This is a genomic window from Streptomyces sp. JJ38 (assembly GCF_019303475.1).
Lineage (GTDB): Bacteria > Actinomycetota > Actinomycetes > Streptomycetales > Streptomycetaceae > Streptomyces.
This window is the reverse complement of the sequence record NZ_JABLSI010000004.1, coordinates 41,028-60,161: the sequence shown is the minus strand read 5'-3', so window position 1 is coordinate 60,161 and position 19,134 is coordinate 41,028. Positions and strand designations below refer to the sequence as shown.

Sequence of the window (19,134 nt, the reverse complement as noted above, 5' to 3'; positions counted from 1 at the left end):
ATGTCCCCAGCCACCGGCGGTATCGCCCCCGATCCCACGCGGTGGCCCGACGTGGCCCGCGTACCCCGTGCCTCCGTGGCGCGCACCCTGATAGCCGAACGGATCGTGTCACGCGCCCTGGACCGGCTGCCGTTGCGGGTACGGCTGCCCGACGGCGGGACGCTCGGGCTGGGCGGCCCCCTCCTCGAACTGCGGGCACCCGAGCGGTTCCACCGGCGTGTCGGGGCCGACGGGCTGATCGGGTTCGGCGAGTCCTACATGGCCGGTGAGTGGGAGGCCGAGGACCTGGTCGGCGTGCTGACCGTGCTGGCCACCCACGTGTCCGAACTGGTGCCCCGGCCTCTTCAGCGGCTGCGCGCGCTGTGGGTGCGACGGCAGCCCGAGGGGCAGCGCAACACCCCGGCCGGAGCCCGGGACAACATTCAGCGTCACTACGACCTGTCCAACGACCTCTTCGGCCTCTTCCTGGACCCGACGATGTCGTACTCCAGCGCCGTGTTCCGAGGCTTCCCCGCCGACTTCGCCGCACTACGCGCGGCACAGCACCGCAAGATCGACCAGCTCCTGGACGCCGTCGGCGTCCGGGCCGGGTCCCGGCTGCTGGAGATCGGCACCGGCTGGGGGGAACTGGCCATCCGGGCGGCCGGGCGCGGAGCCACGGTGGTCAGCCTGACGCTCTCCGCCGAACAGCGCGACCTCGCCGAACGCCGGATCGCCGCCGCGGGACACGCCGAGGACGTGACGGTTCTGCTCCAGGACTACCGCCGGGCCACGGGCCGGTACGACGCCGTGGTCAGCGTCGAGATGATCGAGGCCGTGGGGGCCGAGTTCTGGCCGGAGTACTTCGGCACCCTGGAACGCCTCCTCGCCCCCGGCGGGCGGATCGGGCTCCAGGCGATCACGATGCCGCACGACCGGATGCTGGCGACCCGCAACACCCACACCTGGGTGCAGAAGTACATCTTTCCCGGCGGGTTCCTGCCCTCCGTCACGGCGATCGGGCAGATCACGCGGGCGCACACCGGGCTGGTGGTCGAGCGCTGCGCCCCCTTCGGCCCGCACTACGCGGAGACGCTGCGCCTGTGGCGGGAACGCTTCGAGTCCCGCGCCGCCGAGGTCGCGGCGCTGGGTTTCGACGAGACCTTCCACCGTATGTGGCGGCTCTACCTCGCCTACTCCGAAGCCGGGTTCCGCTCCGGATACCTGGACGTCCACCAGATCCTGCTGACGGACGGGACGCCCCGCGCCACGCGTACCCCGAGTCACGACCACCGGGAGGCCCGCGCGTGAACCGGGACGCCGCACACCAGATCGACACCCTCACCGCAGAGCTGCTCGGCGGCCCGCTGCCCGTGCGGCTGCGTGCCTGGGACGGCAGCGAGGCGGGCCCCGCCCACGGCCCCGTCGTCGTCCTGCGCAGCCCCCGGGCGGTCCGCCGGCTGCTCTGGTCACCCGGCGAGCTCGGCCTGGCGGAGGCCTACATCACCGGCGAACTCGACGTCGAGGGAGACCTCGCCGAGGGGCTGCGCTCCCTGTGGCGCGCCGCCCGGGAGCATGGTCTTCACCCGCCGAGGCTTCGAGCCGGAGGGCCGCGCGCCGCGGCGTCCCTCCTCGGCCGCGCCCTGCTGACGGCCGGCCGGCTCGGCGTCGTCGGCCCCCGGCCCGCCTCTCCCGCCGAGCAGGCCCGGCTGACCGGAACCCCGCACAGCAGAAGCCGCGACCGCGCGGCCGTCAGCCACCACTACGACCTGTCCAACGCCTTCTACGAACTCCTGCTGGACGAGTCGATGGCCTATTCCTGCGGATACTGGACGTCGCCGTCGGAGGAGCCGGGTTACGGACTCGCCGACGCGCAGCGGGACAAGCTGGAGCTGATCTGCCGCAAGCTGGACCTGCGCTTTGGTGCGCGGCTGCTGGACGTCGGCTGCGGTTGGGGCTCGCTCAGTCTGTACGCCGCGGAGCACCACGGGGCCGAGGTCACCGCGGTCACGCTCTCGCGTGAGCAGGCCCGCTTCGTGCGGGAGAGGGCGGCCCGGCGCGGCCTGGCCGACCGCGTCGACGTGCAGTGGGGGGACTACCGCGACATCGAGGCCGGCGGCTTCGACGCCGTCAGCACGATCGAGATGGGCGAGCACGTCGGTGACGCCGAGTACCCCGCGTTCGCGGCGCTGCTGCGGCGCTCGGTCCGGCCGCGCGGCCGGGTGCTGGTGCAGCAGATGTCCCGGGGCTCCACGGCCCCGGGCGGCGGCGCGTTCATCGAGACGTACATCGCCCCCGACATGCACATGCGGCCGCTGGGCGGCACCGTCTCGCTGCTGGAGGACGCCGGGCTGGAGGTACGCGACGTGCACGCCCTGCGCGAGGACTACGTGCGCACCGTGCGCGCGTGGCACCGGACGCTGGAGGAGCGGTGGGAGGCCTTCGTCGAGCTCGTCGGCGAACGGACCGCCCGGGTCTGGCGGCTCTACCTCGTGGGCGGCGCGCTGGCTTTCGAGGAGGGCCGCATGGGCGTCGACCAGATCCTGGCCGTACGGCCCGACGCCGACGGCGGCAGCGGCCTCGGCGGTACGGTTCCCCGCTGGCACACCGGGGCGGGAGCGGTGTCGTGACCGGCTTCCCCTGGGGCGACTTCGGGGTGAACCTCGCGTTCAGCGCCGCGGGGGCCCTCGGCGTCATGCTGGTCACCTTCGCGGTGGCCGTGCGCCGGGGCCTGCACCGGGTGGTGGACATCGCCTGGGGGCCGGGCTTCGCCGTCGTCGCCCTGACGAGCTTCGCCCTCTCCGCCGACGGCGGCGACCCCGGCCGTCGGCTTCTCGTCACCGCCCTGACGCTCGTGTGGGGGCTGCGGCTGGCCGCGCACATCGCCCGGCGCGGTCGCGGCCACGGGGAGGACCCGCGCTACGAGAAGCTGCTCGCCAGGGCGCCGCGGGGCGTCCCCCGCGACGTCTACGCCTTCGGCGTGGTGTACCTGCTGCAGGGCTTCCTCGTCTGGCTGGTGTCCCTGCCGGTCCAGGCCGCCGCCCACCTCCCCCGGGGGCTCGGACCGCTGGCCCTGGCCGGACTGCTGCTGTGGCTGACGGGCTTCGTCTTCGAGGCGGTCGGCGACCGGCAGCTCGCCCGGTTCCGCGCCGACCCGGCGAACCGGGGGCGCGTCATGGACCGCGGCCTGTGGGCCTGGACCCGGCACCCCAACTACTTCGGTGACGCCTGCGTCTGGTGGGGTCTGTTCCTCTTCGCCGCCGCCGACCCCGCGGTGGCCGCCGCGGTCCTCGTCTCGCCCGTGGTCATGAGCCTGCTGCTCACGCGGGGCAGCGGCAAGCGGCTGCTGGAGGCCCACATGGCCGACCGGCCGGGATACGCCGAGTACGCGGCGCGGACGAGCGGGTTCTTCCCCCGCCCGCCGCGCTCACGCTGACGTCGCCCCGGGCCTGGAGCGGCCGGCCGGTCACTCCAGGCCGCGGGCGGCGCGGAAGCGGGCCAGCCCGTCGGCGAGGTCGATGATCGGGGCCGGGTAGTCCACGTTCCCGGCCTTCCAGGGCTCGTGGACGGCGCGCCCCTCTAGGGCGCGCAGCTCCGGCACCCAGCGCCGCACGTAGACGCCGTCCGGATCGAACCGCCGTGCCTGCGTCAGCGGGTTGAGGACCCGGTTCGGGCGGGTGTCCGTACCCGTCCCCGCCATCCACTGCCAGTTCAGCTGGTTGTTCGCCACGTCGCCGTCGACCAGCAGGTCCAGGAAGTGCCGGGCCCCGATCCGCCAGTCCAGGTACAGCGTCTTCACGAGGAAGCTCGCCACCAGGAGGCGGGCCCGGTTGTGCATCCACCCCTCGTGGCGCAGCTGCCGCATGGCGGCGTCCACGATCGGATAGCCCGTCCTGCCCTCCCGCCAGGCCGCGGCATCGTCCTCGTCGGTCCGCCAGCGGTCCTGCTGCGTGCGGTAGTCGGCGTGCGCGGACCGCGGACGCGCGTGCAGCGTCTGGTGGTGGAAGTCGCGCCAGGCGAGCTGGCGCACGAACGCCTCCGCCCCCGCGCCGCCGCGCGCGCGGGTGCGCTGGACGAGCTCGACGGGGGAGAGGCAGCCGAAGTGCAGATAGGGCGAGAGCCGCGAGGTGCCCTCGCCCGCCAGCTCGTCGTGGCGCCGCGCGTAGTCGTCCACGCCGGAGGACAGCCACGTCGCGAACCGCTCGCGCCCCGCGCTCTCCCCGCCTTCCGGCAGCCCGGGTGACGCCTTCGCGACCTGGGCGGAGGGCAGCTCGGCCGAGGCCACGTCGGGCACCTCCACGCGTCGCGGCGCGCCGAGGGCCTTCCGCGTCCCCGCGGCCTCCCAGCGCCGCAGGTAGGGCGTGAACACCGCGAAGTGGTCGCGGCCCTGCGGGGTCACCTCGCCGGGCGGCAGCGCGGTGATCACACCGTCGTGCACCCGCAGGGCGCAGCCCTGCTCCCGCAGCGCCTCGCGCAGCCGCTCCTCGCGGCGCAGAGCGAAGCCGCTGACCCCGGCGGCGAGGTGCACCTCGCGGGCGTCCGTCTCCCGGACCACGGCGCACACCTCGTCCACCAACCGCCCCTCCCGCAGCACCAGCCGCCCGCCCCGCTCCCGCAGCGAGGCGTCCAGGTCGGCGAGGGCTGTGGCCAGGAAGGCGCGGCGGTTGGGTACGTCGAACCCCGCCCGCCGTACAGCCTCGTCCAGCACGAACAGCGGGACCACCCGGTCCGCCGCGCGCAGCGCGGCCCGCAGCGGAGGATGGTCGTGCACCCGCAGGTCGGAGGTGAACAGGACGACCGAAACGGACGTCACACGGGCTCCCTTCCCAAGAGGGTTCGACTTTCCCGAGAGGTTCGAGCCGGGACCGGCTCAGGAGGTGAAGGACATGACGGCCACCGGCTCCGAGGTGGGCCGCGGTGAGCCGCCCGGCGGCTCGACGGTGATGCCCATGCCCGTCGCGTCGCGCAGCGGACCGTCCATGAGCATCGCCGTGTCCCCGGCGCCCGGGTCCATCAGCCCGGCCGGACGCATCGTCCCCGCCTCGTCGAACCAGAGCTGGTAGACGCGGCCGCTGGGCGGCGCGGGCATGTCGGAGGCGAGGAAGGCGGCCTTGTCCCGCTCCCGGGACACCACCACGGTGGCCGTGGCGCCCCCGGCGAGCTCCGCGGTGGTCACCTCGGCGTCGCCCGCCGCCAGCACCCGCGTCAACTCCGCCGACCGCCGCTCGCTCTGCTCGGCCCGCTGCCGGGCGTCCTCGGCCGACTGGTGCTGCCAGACCGCGACGCCGCCGAACGCGACGGCCGCCGCGAGGCTCGCGGCGAGTGCCAGCCTCGCCAGGAGGCGCCCGCCCCGGGGAAGCCCGCCCGTCGCCCGGGGCTGCCGGGGCACCCTCGGCGGCTCCTGGCGCACCGTCGCGATGCGGCCGAGCACGCGTTCGCGCAGGGCGTCCGGGGGCCGCACCGCGGCGGCGAGTCCGAGCTTCGCCGTCGTCGCCGCGAACTCCCGTACCTCCTGTGCGCAGGCCGGGCACACCGCGAGGTGTTGCTCGAACTCCTCGCGTTCCGCGCCGGACAGCGCGTGCAGGGCGTACGCCCCGGTCAGCGTGTGCAGATCCACGGTGCTCATGTGCCGACCCCCAGACAGTCGCGCATGCGGATGAGACCGTCCCGCAGCCGGGTCTTGACGGTGCCGAGCGGCAGCGCCAGCAGCTCGGCCACCTCCCGGTAGGTGAGGCCCCGGTAGTAGGCGAGCGTCACGGACTCGCGCTGCCGCTCCGTGAGGGCCCGCAGACAACGGCGCACCTGCTCCCGCTCCAGGCGGGCCTCCACCTCCTCGGTGACCTCGTCGAACGCGGGGGTGCGGGCGAGGAGCGCCGCCTTGTGCTCCCGGTCGGTGGCCGACTGTGCGGACCGGACCCGGTCCACCGCGCGCCGGTGGGCCATCGTCATGATCCACGCCATGGCGCTGCCCTTGTGCGGCTGGAAGTGCGCGGCCCGGCGCCAGACCTCCACCAGGACCTCCTGCGCCACTTCCTCCGCCTGGGCCGGATCGCGCAGCACGCTGCGGACCAGCCCCAGCACGGGACCGGCCACCCGGTCGTAGAGGGCGGCGAACGCGTCGCCGTCACCCCGTGCCACCGAGCCCATCAGCTCCTGGAGGTCCGGCTGCGGGGCGGTGGGGCCGGAGATGGACACGGGCTCCCTCATCCGTTTCCCCTCCTGACCCGGCGCGGGCTCGGGCGTCGCGGGGCCCCTGGGGGCCACGCGACGGAGAGCGGACACGTGGACAGCATCTGATTCCTCCCGGAGGCGACGTCATCCGGACTTCGGAGCGTGCGCCGGGACGGATTGGTCCGCCTGCGAGTTTCCTCGAATTCCGTCCTGAGTGCCCTCGTACGAGTGAACGCGCCGGGCCGGACGCGCCGGAGCCCGTTCCCGGGCCCCGGCGCGTTCAGCGGTCGGCACGGGGCGGCGGGCTCAGCCCCGCCAGTCCATCGTGGACGGGTCCGGACCGATCCGCCCGCCCGACTCCAGGCCCGCGATCGCCGCGAGGTCGCCCGCGTCCAGCTCGAAGTCGAACACCTCGATGTTCTCCCGGATGCGCGACGGCGTGACCGACTTGGGGATGACCACGTTCCCCACCTGGAGGTGCCAGCGCAGGATGACCTGAGCCGCCGACTTCCCGTGCTTCTCGCCGATCCGGGTGAGCACCGGCTCGGCCAGGATCTCCTTGCCCTGGCCCAGCGGGGACCAGGCCTCGGTGGCGATGTCGTGCGCCGCGTGGAACGTGCGCACCTGCTCCTGCTGGAGGCGCGGGTGCAGCTCGATCTGGTTCAGCGCGGGAGTGGCCGACGTCTCGTCCAGCAGCCGCTGCAGGTGCGGCGGCTGGAAGTTGGAGACCCCGATCGCGCGCACCCGGCCGTCGGCGTAGAGCTTCTCGAAAGCCCGCCAGGTCTCCACGTAGCGGTCGAACATCGGCAGGGGCCAGTGGATGAGGTACAGGTCCACGTAGTCCACGCCCAGCCGGCGCACCGAGGCGTCGAAGGCGCGCAGCGTGGAGTCGTAGCCCTGCTCGCTGTTCCACAGTTTCGTCGTCAGGAAGACGTCCTCGCGCGGCAGCCCGGAGGCGGCGATGGCCTGACCCGTGCCCTTCTCGTTCTCGTAGACCGCGGCGGTGTCGATGCTGCGGTAGCCGGCCTCCAGGGCGTGGGTGACGGCGGTGGCCGCCTCGTCGTCCGGGATCTGCCAGACGCCGAAGCCGAGCTGCGGCATGGTGACGCCGTTGTTCAGGGTGATGCTGGGAACGCTGCTCATCGAGCGAGGAATCCTTACGTCGTCCGTCACGGTGGGCGTGGGCGGCGTGAAGCGCCGCGGCCGCTCGCGGGTGTCACGGGCGAGCGCCTCACGTCCTCGAACGTGAACGTACCCGGGGCGCCAACCATTCCCGGGCACGCGGACCCGGGCACCCCGGGCACGTCCCCCACAGCGGCGCTCAGCCCCAGCGGACTCCGTAGATGCCGGGCACGGGATCGACTTCCACATGCTGGAACCGCGCCCCCCTCTCCGCGTCCGACACCCGGCGCAGCACCCTGGGCCGACCGCCGCTGTGCTCCTGGTAGTACGCGAAACAGCCGTCCGGGATCCGGCCGGAGTCGAACACCGCCTCCAGACAGACCATCCGGGCCCCGCTGTGCACACGGCACGTGAAGTGGCTCTCCCCCCGGCCCGACGGGCACAGCAGTCCGACATCCACCACCGCGGACTCCCCTTCCCGCAGCGGACGGTCGAGCAGGAACTCGAAGACGGCGAGGCCGCTCTCCGGGTCGGCGCGGAAGCGGGCGGGGGTGCAGCCCCCGACCGTGGTGATCCGCGGCGCCTGGCTGAGCGCGGCGAAGCGGTACACGGAGACGAACCGCTCCGCGCCGCCCGGTCCCGCCCGCAGGAGCCGGCTCGTCCTGGCCGCCGCCTCCCGGCCGTCGCGGTTGACCCAGCACTGGCTGCGCTGGCTGAGCGGCTGTGGTGAGGCGAGTGCGCTCCAGTCGGCGTCCACCTTGGCCAGCAGCCGCCGTACCGCGTCCGAGCTGCGCCACAGCGTCGCGTGACGGGTGGCGAGCGCCGCCTCCCAGGCCGGCCGCCGGCCGCGGGGGCGCCGGGCGGGCAGCCCGGCGCGCAGCGTGCCGCGGTCGAGCCCGAGCAGCTCCTCCAGGAACGGCAGCGCCTCCAGCGAGCGGACGCCCTCCGGCCTGCTCCGTCCCGTCTGCCAGGCGCTGAGCGTGCTGACGCTGATCCGGACGCCGCGCGCACGCAACTCGTCCACCAGCTCCTGGAGACTCATCGCCTGGGCGGCGATGGCGAACCGCAGCGAGGTGTGGAAGCTCATGCCCGGTGTGTATACGCGGGGGCGCCCTTGGTCATCCAGCCCGGAGTGGTGAGACCTCCGGGCCCGCACCCCAGAGGTGCGTCGGGTCGATCCGGGCGGCGGTGGGGCGGTCGCCGGGTGCCCGTCAGCCGTCCGCTCCGGCACGGGGACGCGGCGGCCTCGACCGGTAGAGCTCCTCGATCTCGGCGGCGAAGGCGCGCTCGACGGCGGCCCGACGGACCTTCAGCGAGGGCGTCAGCAGCCCGCTCTCCTCGGTGAACTGGGCCGGGAGGACACGGAAGGCACGGATCGACTCCGCCTGCGAAACGGCGGAGTTGGCGGCCAGGACCGCGCGCTGGACCTCCGCCTCCAGCTCCGGGCTGCGCACGGCCTGCTCCGGGGCGAGCGCGGGGCCGTTCCGCATGGCCAGCCAGTGGGCCACCGCCTCCGGATCCAGGGTGACGAGCGCTGCCACGTAGGGCCGGTCGTTGCCGACCAGCACGCACTGCGCCACCAGCGGATGCGTGCGCACCCGGTCCTCCAGCGGCCCCGGCGACACGCTCTTTCCGCCCGATGTCACCAGGATGTCCTTCTTCCGGCCGGTGATCGTCAGATAGCCGTGCTCGTCCAGCCTGCCGACGTCCCCGGTGGCCAGCCAGCCCTCGTAGAACGACTCGCCCGTGCCCGTCGGGTCGTTGTGGTAGCCCTGGAACACCTGGGCGCCGCGCAGCCAGATCTCGCCGTCGTCCGCGACGTGCACGGACGTGCCGGGGATCGGCCGTCCGACGGTGCCGAACCGGGTGCGCCGCGGCGGGTTGGCGACGGCCGCGCCGGTCGTCTCCGTCAGGCCGTAGCCCTCGTAGACGCGGATGCCCGCGCCGTCGAAGAACAGCCCGAGCCGCCGCTCCAGCGCCGAGCCCCCGGACATGACGGAGGCGCAGCGCCCGCCGAGGGCCGCCCGGAATCGGGAGTACACCACGCGGTCGAAGAACTGGTGCTGCAGTCGCAGGGCGGCGCTCGGTCCCGGCCCCTCCCCGAACGCCCGGGCCTCCACGGCCTCGGCGTAGCGCACGGCCACCTGCACCGCCCGGTCGAAGCCGTTCAGCCGCCCGTCGCGCTCGGCCCGCCGCCGCGCCGCGTGGAACAGCCGCTCCAGGACGTAGGGGACGGCCAGGAAGAAGTCCGGGCGGAAGGCGGCCAGGTCCGGCAGCAGTTCGGCCGCGCTGAGCGCCGGCTGGTGGCCGAGCTTGACCCCGGAGCGCAGGGCGGCCACCTGGACCATGCGACCGAACACGTGGGACAGCGGCAGGAACAGCAGCGTGGCCGGGCGGGCCGCGGGGCGGGGCCGGATGACCTTCTCGAACGCGCCGAGCATGTTGTCGCACTCGGCCATGAAGTTGCCGTGCGACAGCACACACCCCCGGGGCCGGCCGGTGGTGCCCGAGGTGTAGAGGATCGTCGCCGGGGTGTCGGGCGTCAGGGCCATGCGGTGCCGCTCCACCACGGAGTCCGGCAGCTGCGCTCCGGCCCGCACGAGGTGGGCCTCCAGACCGGCGTCCAGCTGCCACAGCCGCCGCAGCCCGGGCAGCCGGTCGATGACCGAGCCGACCGTCATGGCGTTGCCCTCGTCCTCCACGATGACGGCGCTCACGTCGGCGTCGTGGAGAATCCAGCCCACCTGCTCGGCCGACGAGGTGGGGTAGACGGGCACGGGCTGCGCGCCCACCGACCACAGCGCGAAGTCCAGCAGCGTCCACTCGTAGCGGGTCCGGCACATGAGTGCCACGCGGTCGCCGAACCGCACCCCCTCGGCGAGCAGCCCCTTCGCGACCGCCGTCACCTCGTCACGGAAGGCGGCCGCGGTCACGTCGCGCCAGCGGCCGTCGGTGCCCTTGCGGGCCAGCGCGGCTGCCTTCGGGGCCGCCTCGGCGCGTTCGAAGAGGCAGTCGGCCAGTCCGCCGACCGGTGGCTTCGACGCCACGGGCGGGACGGAGATCTCGCGCAACGGGCCGTCCTCCTCGGTGCCTGCGCGGTGCGCTCCCGGCGCGCGAGGCCACGCGGCGCACTGACCGTACCCGATCCGACACAGCGTCGGGAAGGCCGTCAGCGCAGGTCAATCGCGGTCAATACGGCGAGTTTCGAGAGCCCGCGACACCCGGGGGTCACCGGCTCTTCGCCCCCGCGCGACGTTCCTCCAGAAGATCGCCACCGCATCTTCACGCCTCCCGTCTCTTCCTGCGGACGGCACCCCGGCGGGCGGGCGCGCTCTGGTTCCATGACCGTCATGCACCGCCTCGCCCGTCTGGTCGACCCGTTCATCGCGCTGCTCGCCGGCACCGTCGTCCTCGCGGCGCTGTTGCCGGCCACGGGGGCGGCAGCCGAGGCCGTCGACGGTGCCGCACAGGTCGGCGTCGGGCTGCTGTTCTTCCTCTACGGCACCCGCCTCGCCCCCCGTGAGGCCGTGGCCGGGCTGCGCCACTGGCGGCTGCACCTGACCGTCCTGGCCTGCACCTTCCTCGTCTTCCCGCTGCTCGGCCTGGCCGCCGGTGCCCTCGTCGTGCCGCACGTCCTGAGCGCCGAGCTGGGCCGCGGGCTGCTCTTCCTGTGTGTGGTGCCGTCCACCGTCCAGTCCTCTATCGCCTTCACGGGGATGGCCCGCGGCAACGTCCCCGCCGCGATCTGCGCCGGGACCTACTCCAGCCTGCTCGGCATCCTCCTCACCCCGCTGCTCGCGGGACTCCTCATCGGTTCCGGCGCCGGGGGCGGCCTCTCGGCCGACGGGCTGACGGCCATCGCCCTCCAGCTCCTCGCGCCGTTCCTCGCCGGTCAGCTGTTGCGCCGCCGCGTGGGCGGCCTCGTCGCCCGGCACCGTGGGGCCACCGGCCTCGTCGACCGAGGGGCCATCCTGCTCGTCGTCTACGCGGCCTTCGGCCGAGGCGTCACCGAGGGCGTGTGGCAGCAGCTCTCGCCCTGGCGTCTGGCCGGTCTCCTCGCCGTCGAGATCGTGCTGCTGGCCGTGATGCTCACGCTCACCGTCTGGGGTTCGCGGGCCCTCGGCTTCCGCCGGGCGGACCGTACCGCCATCGTCTTCGCCGGGTCGAAGAAGTCGCTGGCGGCCGGGCTGCCGATGGCCGCCGTCCTGTTCGGGGACGAGGCCGCCCTGGCCGTGCTGCCGCTGATGCTGTTCCACCAGACGCAGCTCGTGGTCTGCGCCGTCATCGCCCGCCGGGTCGCCCGCCGGGTCCCGGCGGAGGAGGCCGCCGGGGCCCCGGGCCGCCGGGACGGAGCCGAGCCGGACCGGGCCGGTGCGGGCGCCTCACCGGGCCGCGGAAGCGCCGGATGACCGTCCCGGCCGCCTGCCGTCTGCCAAGGGGCGCGGGTCCCGGGTCCACGCCGTAGGCTCGCGGCATGGCCGATCCCCTCCGCCCGGTCGCCGTCTTCGACCTCGACGGCACCCTCAGCGACGCCCGGCACCGCCTGCACTTCCTCACCGGGCGGCCGAAGAACTGGAACGCCTTCCTCCGGGCCGCCCCGCAGGATCCGCCGTTGACGGACGGGGTGGAGCTCGCGCTGCGGTGGGCCGAGGAGTGCGACCTCGGCTACGTCACCGGACGCCCCGAGCGCTGCCGCCGCGACACCGTGCGCTGGCTCGCCCGGCACGGACTGCCCACGGGCGAGCTGTGGATGCGCGGCGACCGTGACTACCGCCCGGCCCGCGAGGCCAAGCTCCAGCTGCTGCGGGAGCTCGCCGCCACCCGCACCGTCGCCGTCGCCGTCGATGACGACGCGGAGGTCTGCGCGGCCTACCGGCAGGCCGGGTTCGACGTCGTCGAGGCCGACTGGATGGCCACCGCCCCGGAGGCCGGCGCCGCCCTGGCCGAGGCACAGGAGGACGAGGGGCGCACCTGAGCCCTCCGGCACACCGGTGGCGGGGAGGCACACCTCCCCGCCACCGGGTCACCGGACGCGCCCCGCCGTGTCACAGCTTCGGGTTGCCGTGCCTCCTGCCCTGCTCGTCGATGGTGTCGGACTCCGCGTCGATGCGCTCCTTGCGCACCCGCCCACGCACCGTCTGGTTCTCCGTCGTCTCCTCGACCCGCAGGCGCACCCGCTCCACCGGCTCGACCCGCTTCTCCACCACCGGCCGCTCCTCGTGCAGCGTCACCTCGTACTCGGTCTCGGCGAAGTCCGATCCGGCCGTCGCCGCCTTGCGGTTGGCCTCCGTGATCGGCTCACGCTCCAGGCGGACCCGCTCCCGGCGGATCGGCACCGAGATCTGCTCCTCCTCCGTCACCACGTACTTGCGGAGCCGGGCGTGTCCGGACTCGCGGCGCTCGGTGTGGACGTTGAGGTGCTCCTCGGAGCGGGTCATGAAGTCGTCCTCCGTGCCCCTGCGCTCCGCCGCGGCGTCCGGCCGCCGCGCGGGGCCCTCCGCCGCGCCGGTCCGCGTGCCCTCCCGGGCGCGGGGGGCGCCGCGCTCGGCGTCCTGCATCTTGTTGCGCTCCACGGGCCCCGGCCCCTCGCGGCCCCTCAGCCCCTCACGTCCCGGCATTCCCGGCGCCCCCGGCATCCCGGTGTCCCCGGCTGCCTCCGGGGCGCCCCGGCGGTGGCGTCCGCGCGCTCCGGCCGCCGCTCCGGCGGCCCCGGCCGCGCCCGCGGCCGTGCCCTCACCCGGCCCGCCGGCGCGGCTCCGCGGGGCGTCCCGTTCGAGGCCGTAGTGGTCGTAGAGCCGGTGCTCCTCGTGCTCGGAGAGGTGACCGCCGGTGTCGACGCCGACCTGGGGGGCTCCCTTGATCGTGTCCCGGGAGTAGGGCACCTCCAGGTGGTCCTCGACCGCCTGCGCCTCGCGAATCGGTACGAACGTCTCGTGTGACGCGAAGACGCCGGTCCGCACCGTCACCCATTCCGGGTCGCCGGTCGCGTCGTCGACGAACACGTGCTTCGCCTCGCCGATCTTCCTGCCGTCCGAGGAGTACACCGGGTGGTCGAGCACGTTGGGGATCTGGTCTCGGGTGATCACTTCATCCACTCCCTCTGTCGGGTACGGGGTGAGCCCCTTGCAGGCGTCCTGCGGGGCCGGATCGCGGCCCCGGGGCGGCCCTCGGCGCTCAGTCGGCCGGGCGGCCCGCTCGTGCCGGACCTCCTTCCTCGGCGTCCCCGGCGTCCTCGGCCGCCCTGTCCGGCGGGCTCTCGCCGTCCTCGCCCCCGGGGGAGCTCGCGGCTGACCGCCCCCGTGCCCTGGAGATCAGCACGAGGCCGACCACCGCCCACAGCCCGGTCACGATGAGAGCCGACCAGCGCAGGTCCATGGCGCCCCACAGGAGGAACATCAACGTCAGGGAGAAAAAGCAGGCGACCATGTAGCCCGCGAACACGGCCCCGCCGATCGCCCGGGCGTTCCTGCCCGCTCTCAGCGTCTCCTCCCGGAGCTCGGCCTTGGCACGCCCGAACTCCTCCCGGAAGATCCTCCGCTGCGTCTCCGCGGAGGCGGGCTCGGAGGGCGATGCGGCCGGCCGTGACTCGGGCCGCCCGGCGGGGGACCTCACCGCGCGTCTCATAGCAACCCTCCTCGGGGTGCGTCGGTCGCGACCACGGACCCGGTCAGGTGCCGTCGTCCCTCCCATACGCCGCTATTCGGGTATCCCACCCCTCATGGTGTAAAACGGATCACCGGTTCCGCAACACGAGCCCCGGCGGTCACCCGGTGCTCTCCCGCCCCGTCGGGCCTCCCGGCCCCGCGCGCGACGGTGCAGGTGAACCCTGGTGAGAGCACCCCGGAATCCTTGGTATCGTTGTCCCCGCGAACACGCACCAGGTCCGGGTGGCGGAATGGCAGACGCGCTAGCTTGAGGTGCTAGTGCCCTTTATCGGGCGTGGGGGTTCAAGTCCCCCCTCGGACACGGCGAAGACCCCAGGGATCCTGGGGTCTTCTTGTTGTGCGCGCCGTGGCACCGAGCCCGGACCGGGGGCGGGCCCCGGCCCGGGCCGGGGCCCGCCCCCGCGGGCTCAGACCTCGAGCTTGGCCTCGATCGCCTTCAGCCGGTGGCGGGCCATGGCGAGGTTCGCCCGGGACCGGTCGAGCGCCAGATAGAGGAAGAGCCCCGAGTTCCCCCGGCCGGTCATCAGCCGGATCAGGTGGTACTGGCCTCCCAGGGTGATCAGGATGTCCTCGATGGACTCGCTGAGCCCCAGCATCTCCATCGTGCGCAGCTTGGCCCGCACCACGTCGGTGTTGCCGGCCGCCGCGACCGAGAGGTCGAGGTCCTTGCCCCCGCCCGCGGTACCCAGGGCCATGCCGCTGCCGTAGTCGACCAGGGCGACGCCCACGGTCCCCTCGATCGTCGTCATCGCTTCCTTCAGTGCGGCTTCGGTGTCCGCCATGCTCACTTCTCGCTTTCCTGGCTGGTGTGTAGGGAATGGCGCCGCGGTCCGCGGTCCGGTCGGTCCTTCGTCGTGGCCAGGGAGACCGCCACGCGGTCGAGAGCTCCCTGGAGCAGATGGGCCACGCGGGAGCCCGCCTGGCGTGCCTCCATGTGGAGGCGGCCCACGTTGGTTTGCGGTCCCGCCCAGACCGTGAGGACGGCCGACGGTCCCGCCGCGTAGGTGGCGACGTAGCCGAGGTCTCCACGGACCACCAACTCCCGGAAGTCGCCGCACGATCCGCTCTCGGCGAGCCGCAGGGCGACGCCCAGGGCGGCGGCGGTGAGGGCGGCGGCGGGCTCGGGCTCCACCTCGTCACAGGCCTGCGCCAGCACCAGTCCGTCCGTGCTGGCGGCCATCGCCCCGCTCGCCATCGGCACCCGGGCCCGCAGCCCGCGGAGCACCTCGAGGATCTCGGGCTCGACGGTCATCAGTTGTCTCCTTTCGGCCCGCTGTCTGCGCCCCCGCCTCATGAATCCGGGGGCCGGGCCGCAGGGGGAACCCGGGGTCTCACAGGCGTGCCTCCAATCCGTCGCGAATCCGCCGGAGAAGGGCGATGTCGTCCGCTCCGGAACCGGCGGAGATTTCGGTCACCCACCGCGGCGCCCGTACCGGCTCGTCGGGCGGCTCCGGGCCGGGGGCGAGATGTCCCGCGGCGGCGAGCCGGCGGATGTCGACGAGCGTGTGGAAGGCCGGCCGGCCCAGCAGGCGCGCGATCTCGGCGGGGGTGCGGCAACCGTCCGCGGCGGCGAGCACGGCGCGCTGCCGGGGGCTGACCCGGTCGGTGCCGCCGGGCCGGATCACCACGGGCCGGGTGTCGATCCCGGGGCCGGGCCACAGGTCCTCGAGCAGCCGTCTGCGGCGTCTGATCTCCCGGGCCAGCACCGCCGCTCCCACGGGGCGCACGGCGCCCAGCCAGTGCTCCGCCCCCGGCCGGAAGCGGCCCGGGCCTCCGTCCGACTCCGGCGCCAGGACGAAGTAGGCCGCGTCGAAGAGCGCGGACACGCACCGGATCTCCAGCTCGCCCCGGGGGATGCTGCCGCTCTCCACCAGCCGGCGGGCGACCGTGCGCCGGTGGCCCGTCCGTGCCGCGGCGCGCGCGACGCGCCCCTCGGCGGCCAGGAGGGCTTCGACACCCGGCGCGAGCGGGCTCTCCGCGTAGGCGATCTCGCCCTCGTACAGGTAGAGGGTCCCTCCGGTGCCGGTCAGCGCTCCGGTGGCCCGGTCGGCGGACAGCTCGCCGAGGATCCGCTCGGCCGCCGGCGTCATGCGGCCACCAGCCGGTCGGTGATGTCCCGCAGGCGGATCCGGGCGAGGGCGAGGTTGCCGCGCTCCGCGTCGATCCACAGGTGCAGGAACACGGTCTCGCCGGGCAGGGCCCGGGCGAACCGCAGGAGGTGGTGACCCTCGGCGGTGGTCACGATGACGTCCTCGACCGCGGGCGCACCGTCCGCGCCGGCGCCGAAGGCCCCGTGCTCGGCGGCCAGTCGGGCCAGCTCGGCCGCCTCGACGGCGGTCACCTCGTGGTCCCCCGTCGGTGAGTCACCGGCGGTTGCGAGGGCCAACCCGCTGATCCAGTCGACGACGGCGGCCCCGCGCGCCCCCGGCACGTCCATGGCCAAGCTCAGGCATGCGTCGATTCCGGGCACCGCGGCGTCCTCCCTGTATTCCCCCGTTCGGGGGACCGGTGACCGTGAGCCTACGGAACGTCAGGAAGAAGTTGGGGTTTGCGAGCGGTTTTGACCACAAGAGCCCGTAAGTGAGCATTCGATGTCAAGAATATTCGTACTGAATATGCAAGTCGGTCGAGTTCCCGGCCTCGTGGCCGCTCGCCCGGGCCGCCGGTGTTGACGGCCGTGGTCCCGCTCCTGGTGCGCGCTGCGTGACAGGGCGGGAGGGGGCGGGTCGCCGGCGCGGGGCGGGGAGCGAAGCGGCTGAGGCTTCGGGGCGAGGCGGACCGACCCGGCGGGCTGTGGCGTCAGGGCTTCACCGGTGGGGCCGGAGCGGTGGTACCCGGTCGACGGCCGGCGACCGCCGGCCGGGTGGGGCAGGCGTTCGACGTAACCGCGGCCTTCGAGGCCGTCGACGATCTGCCCGGCCGCCTGTTTGGTGATGCCCAGGTGCTCGGCCGGCTCCGTGCTGGTCGCCGGGCCCGCCCTCAGGGCCTGGAACAGCATGCCGTGGAGGGGGCGGAGGCCGTGGTGTCCGGCCGCTTCGAGGTGGGCGGTGAACTCCGTGAGGACGGACTGGAAGGCCGGGGAGGCGGTGGTCCTTCCGGCCGGGGTGGACCGCAGGGTCACCGCCTTCGGCGGTCCGGCCCAGGCCCTGGTGTGCATGCCCGCGGGGGCCGCGTCAGGGCGGCGGGGCAGGAGGGGAAGGTGCCGCTGCCCTGGGCCGAGTAGCCCTCGCCAGGCGTCGTCGGCGGGAAGCTCACCCGTTCGGCGGGCGCGGCACTCGACGGAGCCCCCCGGGTGGAGGGACGCTGGGGAGGGGTGAAGGGAGTGGTGAGCCATGGCAGCTCTGCCGGTGATCGCCGCGGTCGACGGTTCGGAGCCCAGCCTGCGCGGGCTGGACTGGGCCATCCGGGCGGCCCGGGTACGGGACGCCGAGCTGCTCGTGGTCCACGTGTGGCCGTGGCCGCCCAACATCCACGGTTCCCCCGAACCGCCCCCCGCCGCGCCGTCGGCCGACGACGACCCGTTGCTCCGGGAGGTGCGGGAACGCCTCGCGGGGCGCGCGGACCTGCCGGAGATCCGGTTCGCCACGCTGAGCGGAACACCCTCCGCGGCCCTGCCCGAACTCGGCGGTCAGGCGCGGATGCTGGTCCTGGGCTCGCGGGGCCGGGGCGGCTTCGCGAGCCTGCTGCTCGGCTCCAACGGCCGGGCCTGTGCCGCCCACGCGGCCTGCCCCGTCGTCGTCGTGCCGCACCACGAGCGGGGTCGCGGAGCCCTGGCCGAGCCGGCCGGGCGCGTCGTCCTCGGCCTGGAGCCGGAGGAGACGGTGGACGCCGTCGTGGACTTCGCCTTCGAGGAGGCGGAGCTGCGCCGGGCTCAGCTCCAGGTCGTCACCACGTACCCGGTGCCGTTCTCCACGCTCGCCCTGCTGGGGGCCTCGCAGATGGACCTCACCGATCCGGAGGGCCCGCAGGTGGCCCGGGAGACGGGCCAGGCCCAGCGCGACCGCGTCGAGCACGCGCTCCGGGGCCGCTTCGCCGAGGTGGACGTCGACTGGGTGGTGGCCGCGGGCGACGCCGCCGGACGGCTCGTGGACGCCTCCGACTCCGCCGATCTCGTCGTCGTCGGCCGGCACCGGCACCGCCTGCGGCACGGCGGGATGTTCCTCGGCTCGGTCACCAACGCCGTCCTGCTGCACGCCCACTGCCCGATCGCCGTCGTGCCGCCTCCGCCGCACTGACCACGTCCGGGTGGCGGTGCGCCACGGATAGCGGCGTGTGAGGTGCGCGCCACCGGTGACCGCCCTAACGTCGGTGGTGACGGAGCGTGGTCGTCGTGTGCGCGCGGAGAGGTCCGCCGCGGCCATGCCCGGGAACCTGGAGTAGTCCTGATGCGCCCCTTGCGCCTGGTGTCCGTGCCGCGGGCGGGCACCGCATGTCTCATAGCCGCGCCAGCCGCCCCCGCGCTCGCTGCCGACGCCGGTAAGCCCCGGTGTGGTCGCGGAGGGCGGCGCCTCCGCCCGCTCCCGGTCGCGGCCCCTGTGCCGGGAGTGCCCCCAGGCAGCGTTCAGGTGCGTTGACGGGTACCGGCCGGGGGGAACGGCCGTGGCCGTGCCGCCGGCCGGTGGCCCGACGGCAGGCCGGGGGTGACGGCGGATGGCCCGTCTCCGGTACCCGAGGACGTCCGCGACCGTTCCCCCGGAGACCCACGGGCTCCGGGGGACGCGTGCGTTCCGCGCCGGATCACCGCCCGCGCGGACGGCGGTGATCCGACGGCCCCGCGTCACCCGACGACGCGGGAGCGGGCCCGGCCCGCCCGCGGCGCCGGGATGAACTGCAGCTCCAGCGCGGGCGGCGGCTCGGCCAGTCCCGGCCCGCCCGCCCCGACCCAGGCCAGCAGCTCGTCCGTGCAGGCCAGGCCCATGGCCCAGCCCACCCACACCGGTCGCCCGCCGGCCCGGCGCCCGGCGGGCGAGGGGCGCACCACGACGACGTTGGCCTGGTCGCAGGGGCCGAGACAGTCCGACGTCAGTACCTTGATCCGGCCCCGAGAGGCGGCGGCCGCCGCACGCAGCCGCGCGAGCTGCCCCGCGTGGTCGGAGCCGGGGTGCTTGGCCGGGACGCCGCAGCAGCAGCCGCGGCACACCACGAGCGTGCAGGGGCTGGCGGACGCGGGGCGGGAAGGAGTGGGCGCGGTGGTCAT

The 19,134-nt window shown here is 74.5% G+C and carries 19 protein-coding genes, 1 tRNA gene and 1 pseudogene; 7 read left to right on the top strand and 14 right to left on the bottom strand.

Annotated elements, in window-relative coordinates; all coding sequences use genetic code 11:
- The 3 genes from HPT28_RS02940 to HPT28_RS02930 are packed head-to-tail and all read left to right on the top strand — an operon-like array spanning position 1 to position 3,415.
- Complete coding sequence (locus HPT28_RS02940) at positions 1-1,290, top strand: cyclopropane-fatty-acyl-phospholipid synthase family protein (RefSeq protein WP_219088891.1); 1,290 nt, start codon at positions 1-3, stop codon at positions 1,288-1,290.
- Positions 1,287-2,609, top strand: a complete 1,323-nt coding sequence (locus HPT28_RS02935; RefSeq protein WP_219088890.1) for a cyclopropane-fatty-acyl-phospholipid synthase family protein — start codon at positions 1,287-1,289, stop codon at positions 2,607-2,609. Before HPT28_RS02940 ends, HPT28_RS02935 begins: the two co-directional genes overlap by 4 nt.
- Positions 2,606-3,415, top strand: a complete 810-nt coding sequence (locus tag HPT28_RS02930; RefSeq protein ID WP_219088888.1) for a DUF1295 domain-containing protein — start codon at positions 2,606-2,608, stop codon at positions 3,413-3,415. The genes HPT28_RS02935 and HPT28_RS02930 overlap by 4 nt, the downstream gene beginning before the upstream one ends.
- A gap of 30 nt (positions 3,416-3,445) precedes the next feature.
- On the opposite strand, the gene HPT28_RS02925 is transcribed toward HPT28_RS02930, so the two are convergent.
- From HPT28_RS02925 to HPT28_RS02900, 6 genes are all read right to left on the bottom strand, one after another.
- Positions 3,446-4,792: a deoxyribodipyrimidine photo-lyase gene (locus tag HPT28_RS02925; RefSeq protein WP_219088886.1), complete on the bottom strand. Its 1,347-nt coding sequence runs from the start codon at positions 4,790-4,792 to the stop codon at positions 3,446-3,448.
- Positions 4,793-4,849: 57 nt separating this feature from the next.
- On the bottom strand, positions 4,850-5,605 hold the full coding sequence (locus HPT28_RS02920; RefSeq protein WP_219088884.1) for an anti-sigma factor domain-containing protein: 756 nt from the start codon (positions 5,603-5,605) through the stop codon (positions 4,850-4,852).
- Positions 5,602-6,186 (bottom strand): sigma-70 family RNA polymerase sigma factor, encoded by a 585-nt coding sequence (locus HPT28_RS02915; protein ID WP_219088882.1) that lies wholly within the window; start codon positions 6,184-6,186, stop codon positions 5,602-5,604. The genes HPT28_RS02920 and HPT28_RS02915 overlap by 4 nt, the downstream gene beginning before the upstream one ends.
- A 270-nt stretch (positions 6,187-6,456) precedes the next feature.
- On the bottom strand, positions 6,457-7,293 hold the full coding sequence (locus HPT28_RS02910; RefSeq protein ID WP_219088880.1) for an aldo/keto reductase: 837 nt from the start codon (positions 7,291-7,293) through the stop codon (positions 6,457-6,459).
- 178 nt (positions 7,294-7,471) lie between these two features.
- Entirely contained in the window at positions 7,472-8,359 is an 888-nt protein-coding gene (locus HPT28_RS02905; protein WP_219088878.1) for a hypothetical protein, read from the bottom strand.
- Between the two features lie 124 nt (positions 8,360-8,483).
- Positions 8,484-10,343: a long-chain fatty acid--CoA ligase gene (locus HPT28_RS02900; protein WP_219088876.1), complete on the bottom strand. Its 1,860-nt coding sequence runs from the start codon at positions 10,341-10,343 to the stop codon at positions 8,484-8,486.
- Between the two features lie 279 nt (positions 10,344-10,622).
- On the opposite strand from HPT28_RS02900, the gene HPT28_RS02895 reads away from it, so the two are divergent.
- Both HPT28_RS02895 and HPT28_RS02890 read left to right on the top strand, forming a co-directional pair.
- The gene (locus tag HPT28_RS02895; protein ID WP_219089102.1) at positions 10,623-11,681 is read left to right on the top strand and encodes a bile acid:sodium symporter family protein; all 1,059 of its coding nucleotides are present in this window, start codon (positions 10,623-10,625) and stop codon (positions 11,679-11,681) included.
- 65 nt (positions 11,682-11,746) lie between these two features.
- Positions 11,747-12,247, top strand: a complete 501-nt coding sequence (locus tag HPT28_RS02890) for a hypothetical protein (protein WP_219088875.1) — start codon at positions 11,747-11,749, stop codon at positions 12,245-12,247.
- 70 nt (positions 12,248-12,317) lie between these two features.
- On the opposite strand, the gene HPT28_RS27560 is transcribed toward HPT28_RS02890, so the two are convergent.
- Positions 12,318-13,358: a DUF2382 domain-containing protein gene (locus HPT28_RS27560; protein WP_219088873.1), complete on the bottom strand. Its 1,041-nt coding sequence runs from the start codon at positions 13,356-13,358 to the stop codon at positions 12,318-12,320.
- Positions 13,359-13,446: 88 nt separating this feature from the next.
- A complete protein-coding gene (locus HPT28_RS02880) occupies positions 13,447-13,896 on the bottom strand; it encodes a phage holin family protein (RefSeq protein ID WP_219088872.1) in 450 nt (149 codons plus the stop codon).
- 257 nt (positions 13,897-14,153) lie between these two features.
- Between HPT28_RS02880 and HPT28_RS02875 the strand changes: the two genes are divergently transcribed.
- A tRNA-Leu gene (locus HPT28_RS02875) sits at positions 14,154-14,238 on the top strand.
- Positions 14,239-14,344: 106 nt separating this feature from the next.
- Here the strand turns inward: HPT28_RS02875 and HPT28_RS02870 are convergent.
- The 5 genes and pseudogenes from HPT28_RS02870 to HPT28_RS02850 form a co-directional block, all read right to left on the bottom strand.
- Positions 14,345-14,719, bottom strand: coding sequence for a hypothetical protein (locus HPT28_RS02870; protein WP_219088871.1), 375 nt, complete (start codon positions 14,717-14,719; stop codon positions 14,345-14,347).
- A 2-nt stretch (positions 14,720-14,721) separates the two neighbouring features.
- Positions 14,722-15,189, bottom strand: coding sequence for a roadblock/LC7 domain-containing protein (locus HPT28_RS02865; protein ID WP_306824569.1), 468 nt, complete (start codon positions 15,187-15,189; stop codon positions 14,722-14,724).
- A gap of 79 nt (positions 15,190-15,268) precedes the next feature.
- Positions 15,269-16,027 carry a transcriptional regulator gene (locus HPT28_RS02860; RefSeq protein WP_219088869.1) on the bottom strand — a complete coding sequence of 253 codons (759 nt, stop codon included), beginning with the start codon at positions 16,025-16,027 and terminating at the stop codon, positions 15,269-15,271.
- The gene (locus tag HPT28_RS02855) at positions 16,024-16,407 is read right to left on the bottom strand and encodes a hypothetical protein (RefSeq protein ID WP_219088868.1); all 384 of its coding nucleotides are present in this window, start codon (positions 16,405-16,407) and stop codon (positions 16,024-16,026) included. The genes HPT28_RS02860 and HPT28_RS02855 overlap by 4 nt, the downstream gene beginning before the upstream one ends.
- Positions 16,408-16,782: 375 nt before the next feature.
- Positions 16,783-17,058: pseudogene (locus HPT28_RS02850) on the bottom strand (MarR family transcriptional regulator); the annotation flags it as partial.
- 211 nt (positions 17,059-17,269) lie between these two features.
- On the opposite strand from HPT28_RS02850, the gene HPT28_RS02845 reads away from it, so the two are divergent.
- On the top strand, positions 17,270-18,172 hold the full coding sequence (locus tag HPT28_RS02845; protein ID WP_219088867.1) for a universal stress protein: 903 nt from the start codon (positions 17,270-17,272) through the stop codon (positions 18,170-18,172).
- A gap of 542 nt (positions 18,173-18,714) precedes the next feature.
- Here HPT28_RS02845 and HPT28_RS02840 read toward each other — a convergent pair.
- A complete protein-coding gene (locus tag HPT28_RS02840) occupies positions 18,715-19,134 on the bottom strand; it encodes a (2Fe-2S) ferredoxin domain-containing protein (protein ID WP_219088865.1) in 420 nt (139 codons plus the stop codon).

What these genes read in the sequence shown, in the direction of transcription:
- HPT28_RS02940 (WP_219088891.1), top strand. Translation starts at nt 1, where the DNA reads ATGTCCCCAGCCACCGGCGGTATCGCCCCCGATCCCACGCGGTGGCCC.
- HPT28_RS02920 (WP_219088884.1), bottom strand. Translation starts at nt 5,605, where the DNA reads ATGAGCACCGTGGATCTGCACACGCTGACCGGGGCGTACGCCCTGCAC.
- HPT28_RS02915 (WP_219088882.1), bottom strand. Translation starts at nt 6,186, where the DNA reads ATGAGGGAGCCCGTGTCCATCTCCGGCCCCACCGCCCCGCAGCCGGAC.
- HPT28_RS02910 (WP_219088880.1), bottom strand. Translation starts at nt 7,293, where the DNA reads ATGAGCAGCGTTCCCAGCATCACCCTGAACAACGGCGTCACCATGCCG.
- HPT28_RS02905 (WP_219088878.1), bottom strand. Translation starts at nt 8,359, where the DNA reads ATGAGCTTCCACACCTCGCTGCGGTTCGCCATCGCCGCCCAGGCGATG.
- HPT28_RS02895 (WP_219089102.1), top strand. Translation starts at nt 10,623, where the DNA reads ATGCACCGCCTCGCCCGTCTGGTCGACCCGTTCATCGCGCTGCTCGCC.
- HPT28_RS02890 (WP_219088875.1), top strand. Translation starts at nt 11,747, where the DNA reads ATGGCCGATCCCCTCCGCCCGGTCGCCGTCTTCGACCTCGACGGCACC.
- HPT28_RS02880 (WP_219088872.1), bottom strand. Translation starts at nt 13,896, where the DNA reads ATGAGACGCGCGGTGAGGTCCCCCGCCGGGCGGCCCGAGTCACGGCCG.
- HPT28_RS02870 (WP_219088871.1), bottom strand. Translation starts at nt 14,719, where the DNA reads ATGGCGGACACCGAAGCCGCACTGAAGGAAGCGATGACGACGATCGAG.
- HPT28_RS02865 (WP_306824569.1), bottom strand. Translation starts at nt 15,189, where the DNA reads ATGACCGTCGAGCCCGAGATCCTCGAGGTGCTCCGCGGGCTGCGGGCC.
- HPT28_RS02860 (WP_219088869.1), bottom strand. Translation starts at nt 16,027, where the DNA reads ATGACGCCGGCGGCCGAGCGGATCCTCGGCGAGCTGTCCGCCGACCGG.
- HPT28_RS02845 (WP_219088867.1), top strand. Translation starts at nt 17,270, where the DNA reads ATGGCAGCTCTGCCGGTGATCGCCGCGGTCGACGGTTCGGAGCCCAGC.
- HPT28_RS02840 (WP_219088865.1), bottom strand. Translation starts at nt 19,134, where the DNA reads ATGACCACCGCGCCCACTCCTTCCCGCCCCGCGTCCGCCAGCCCCTGC.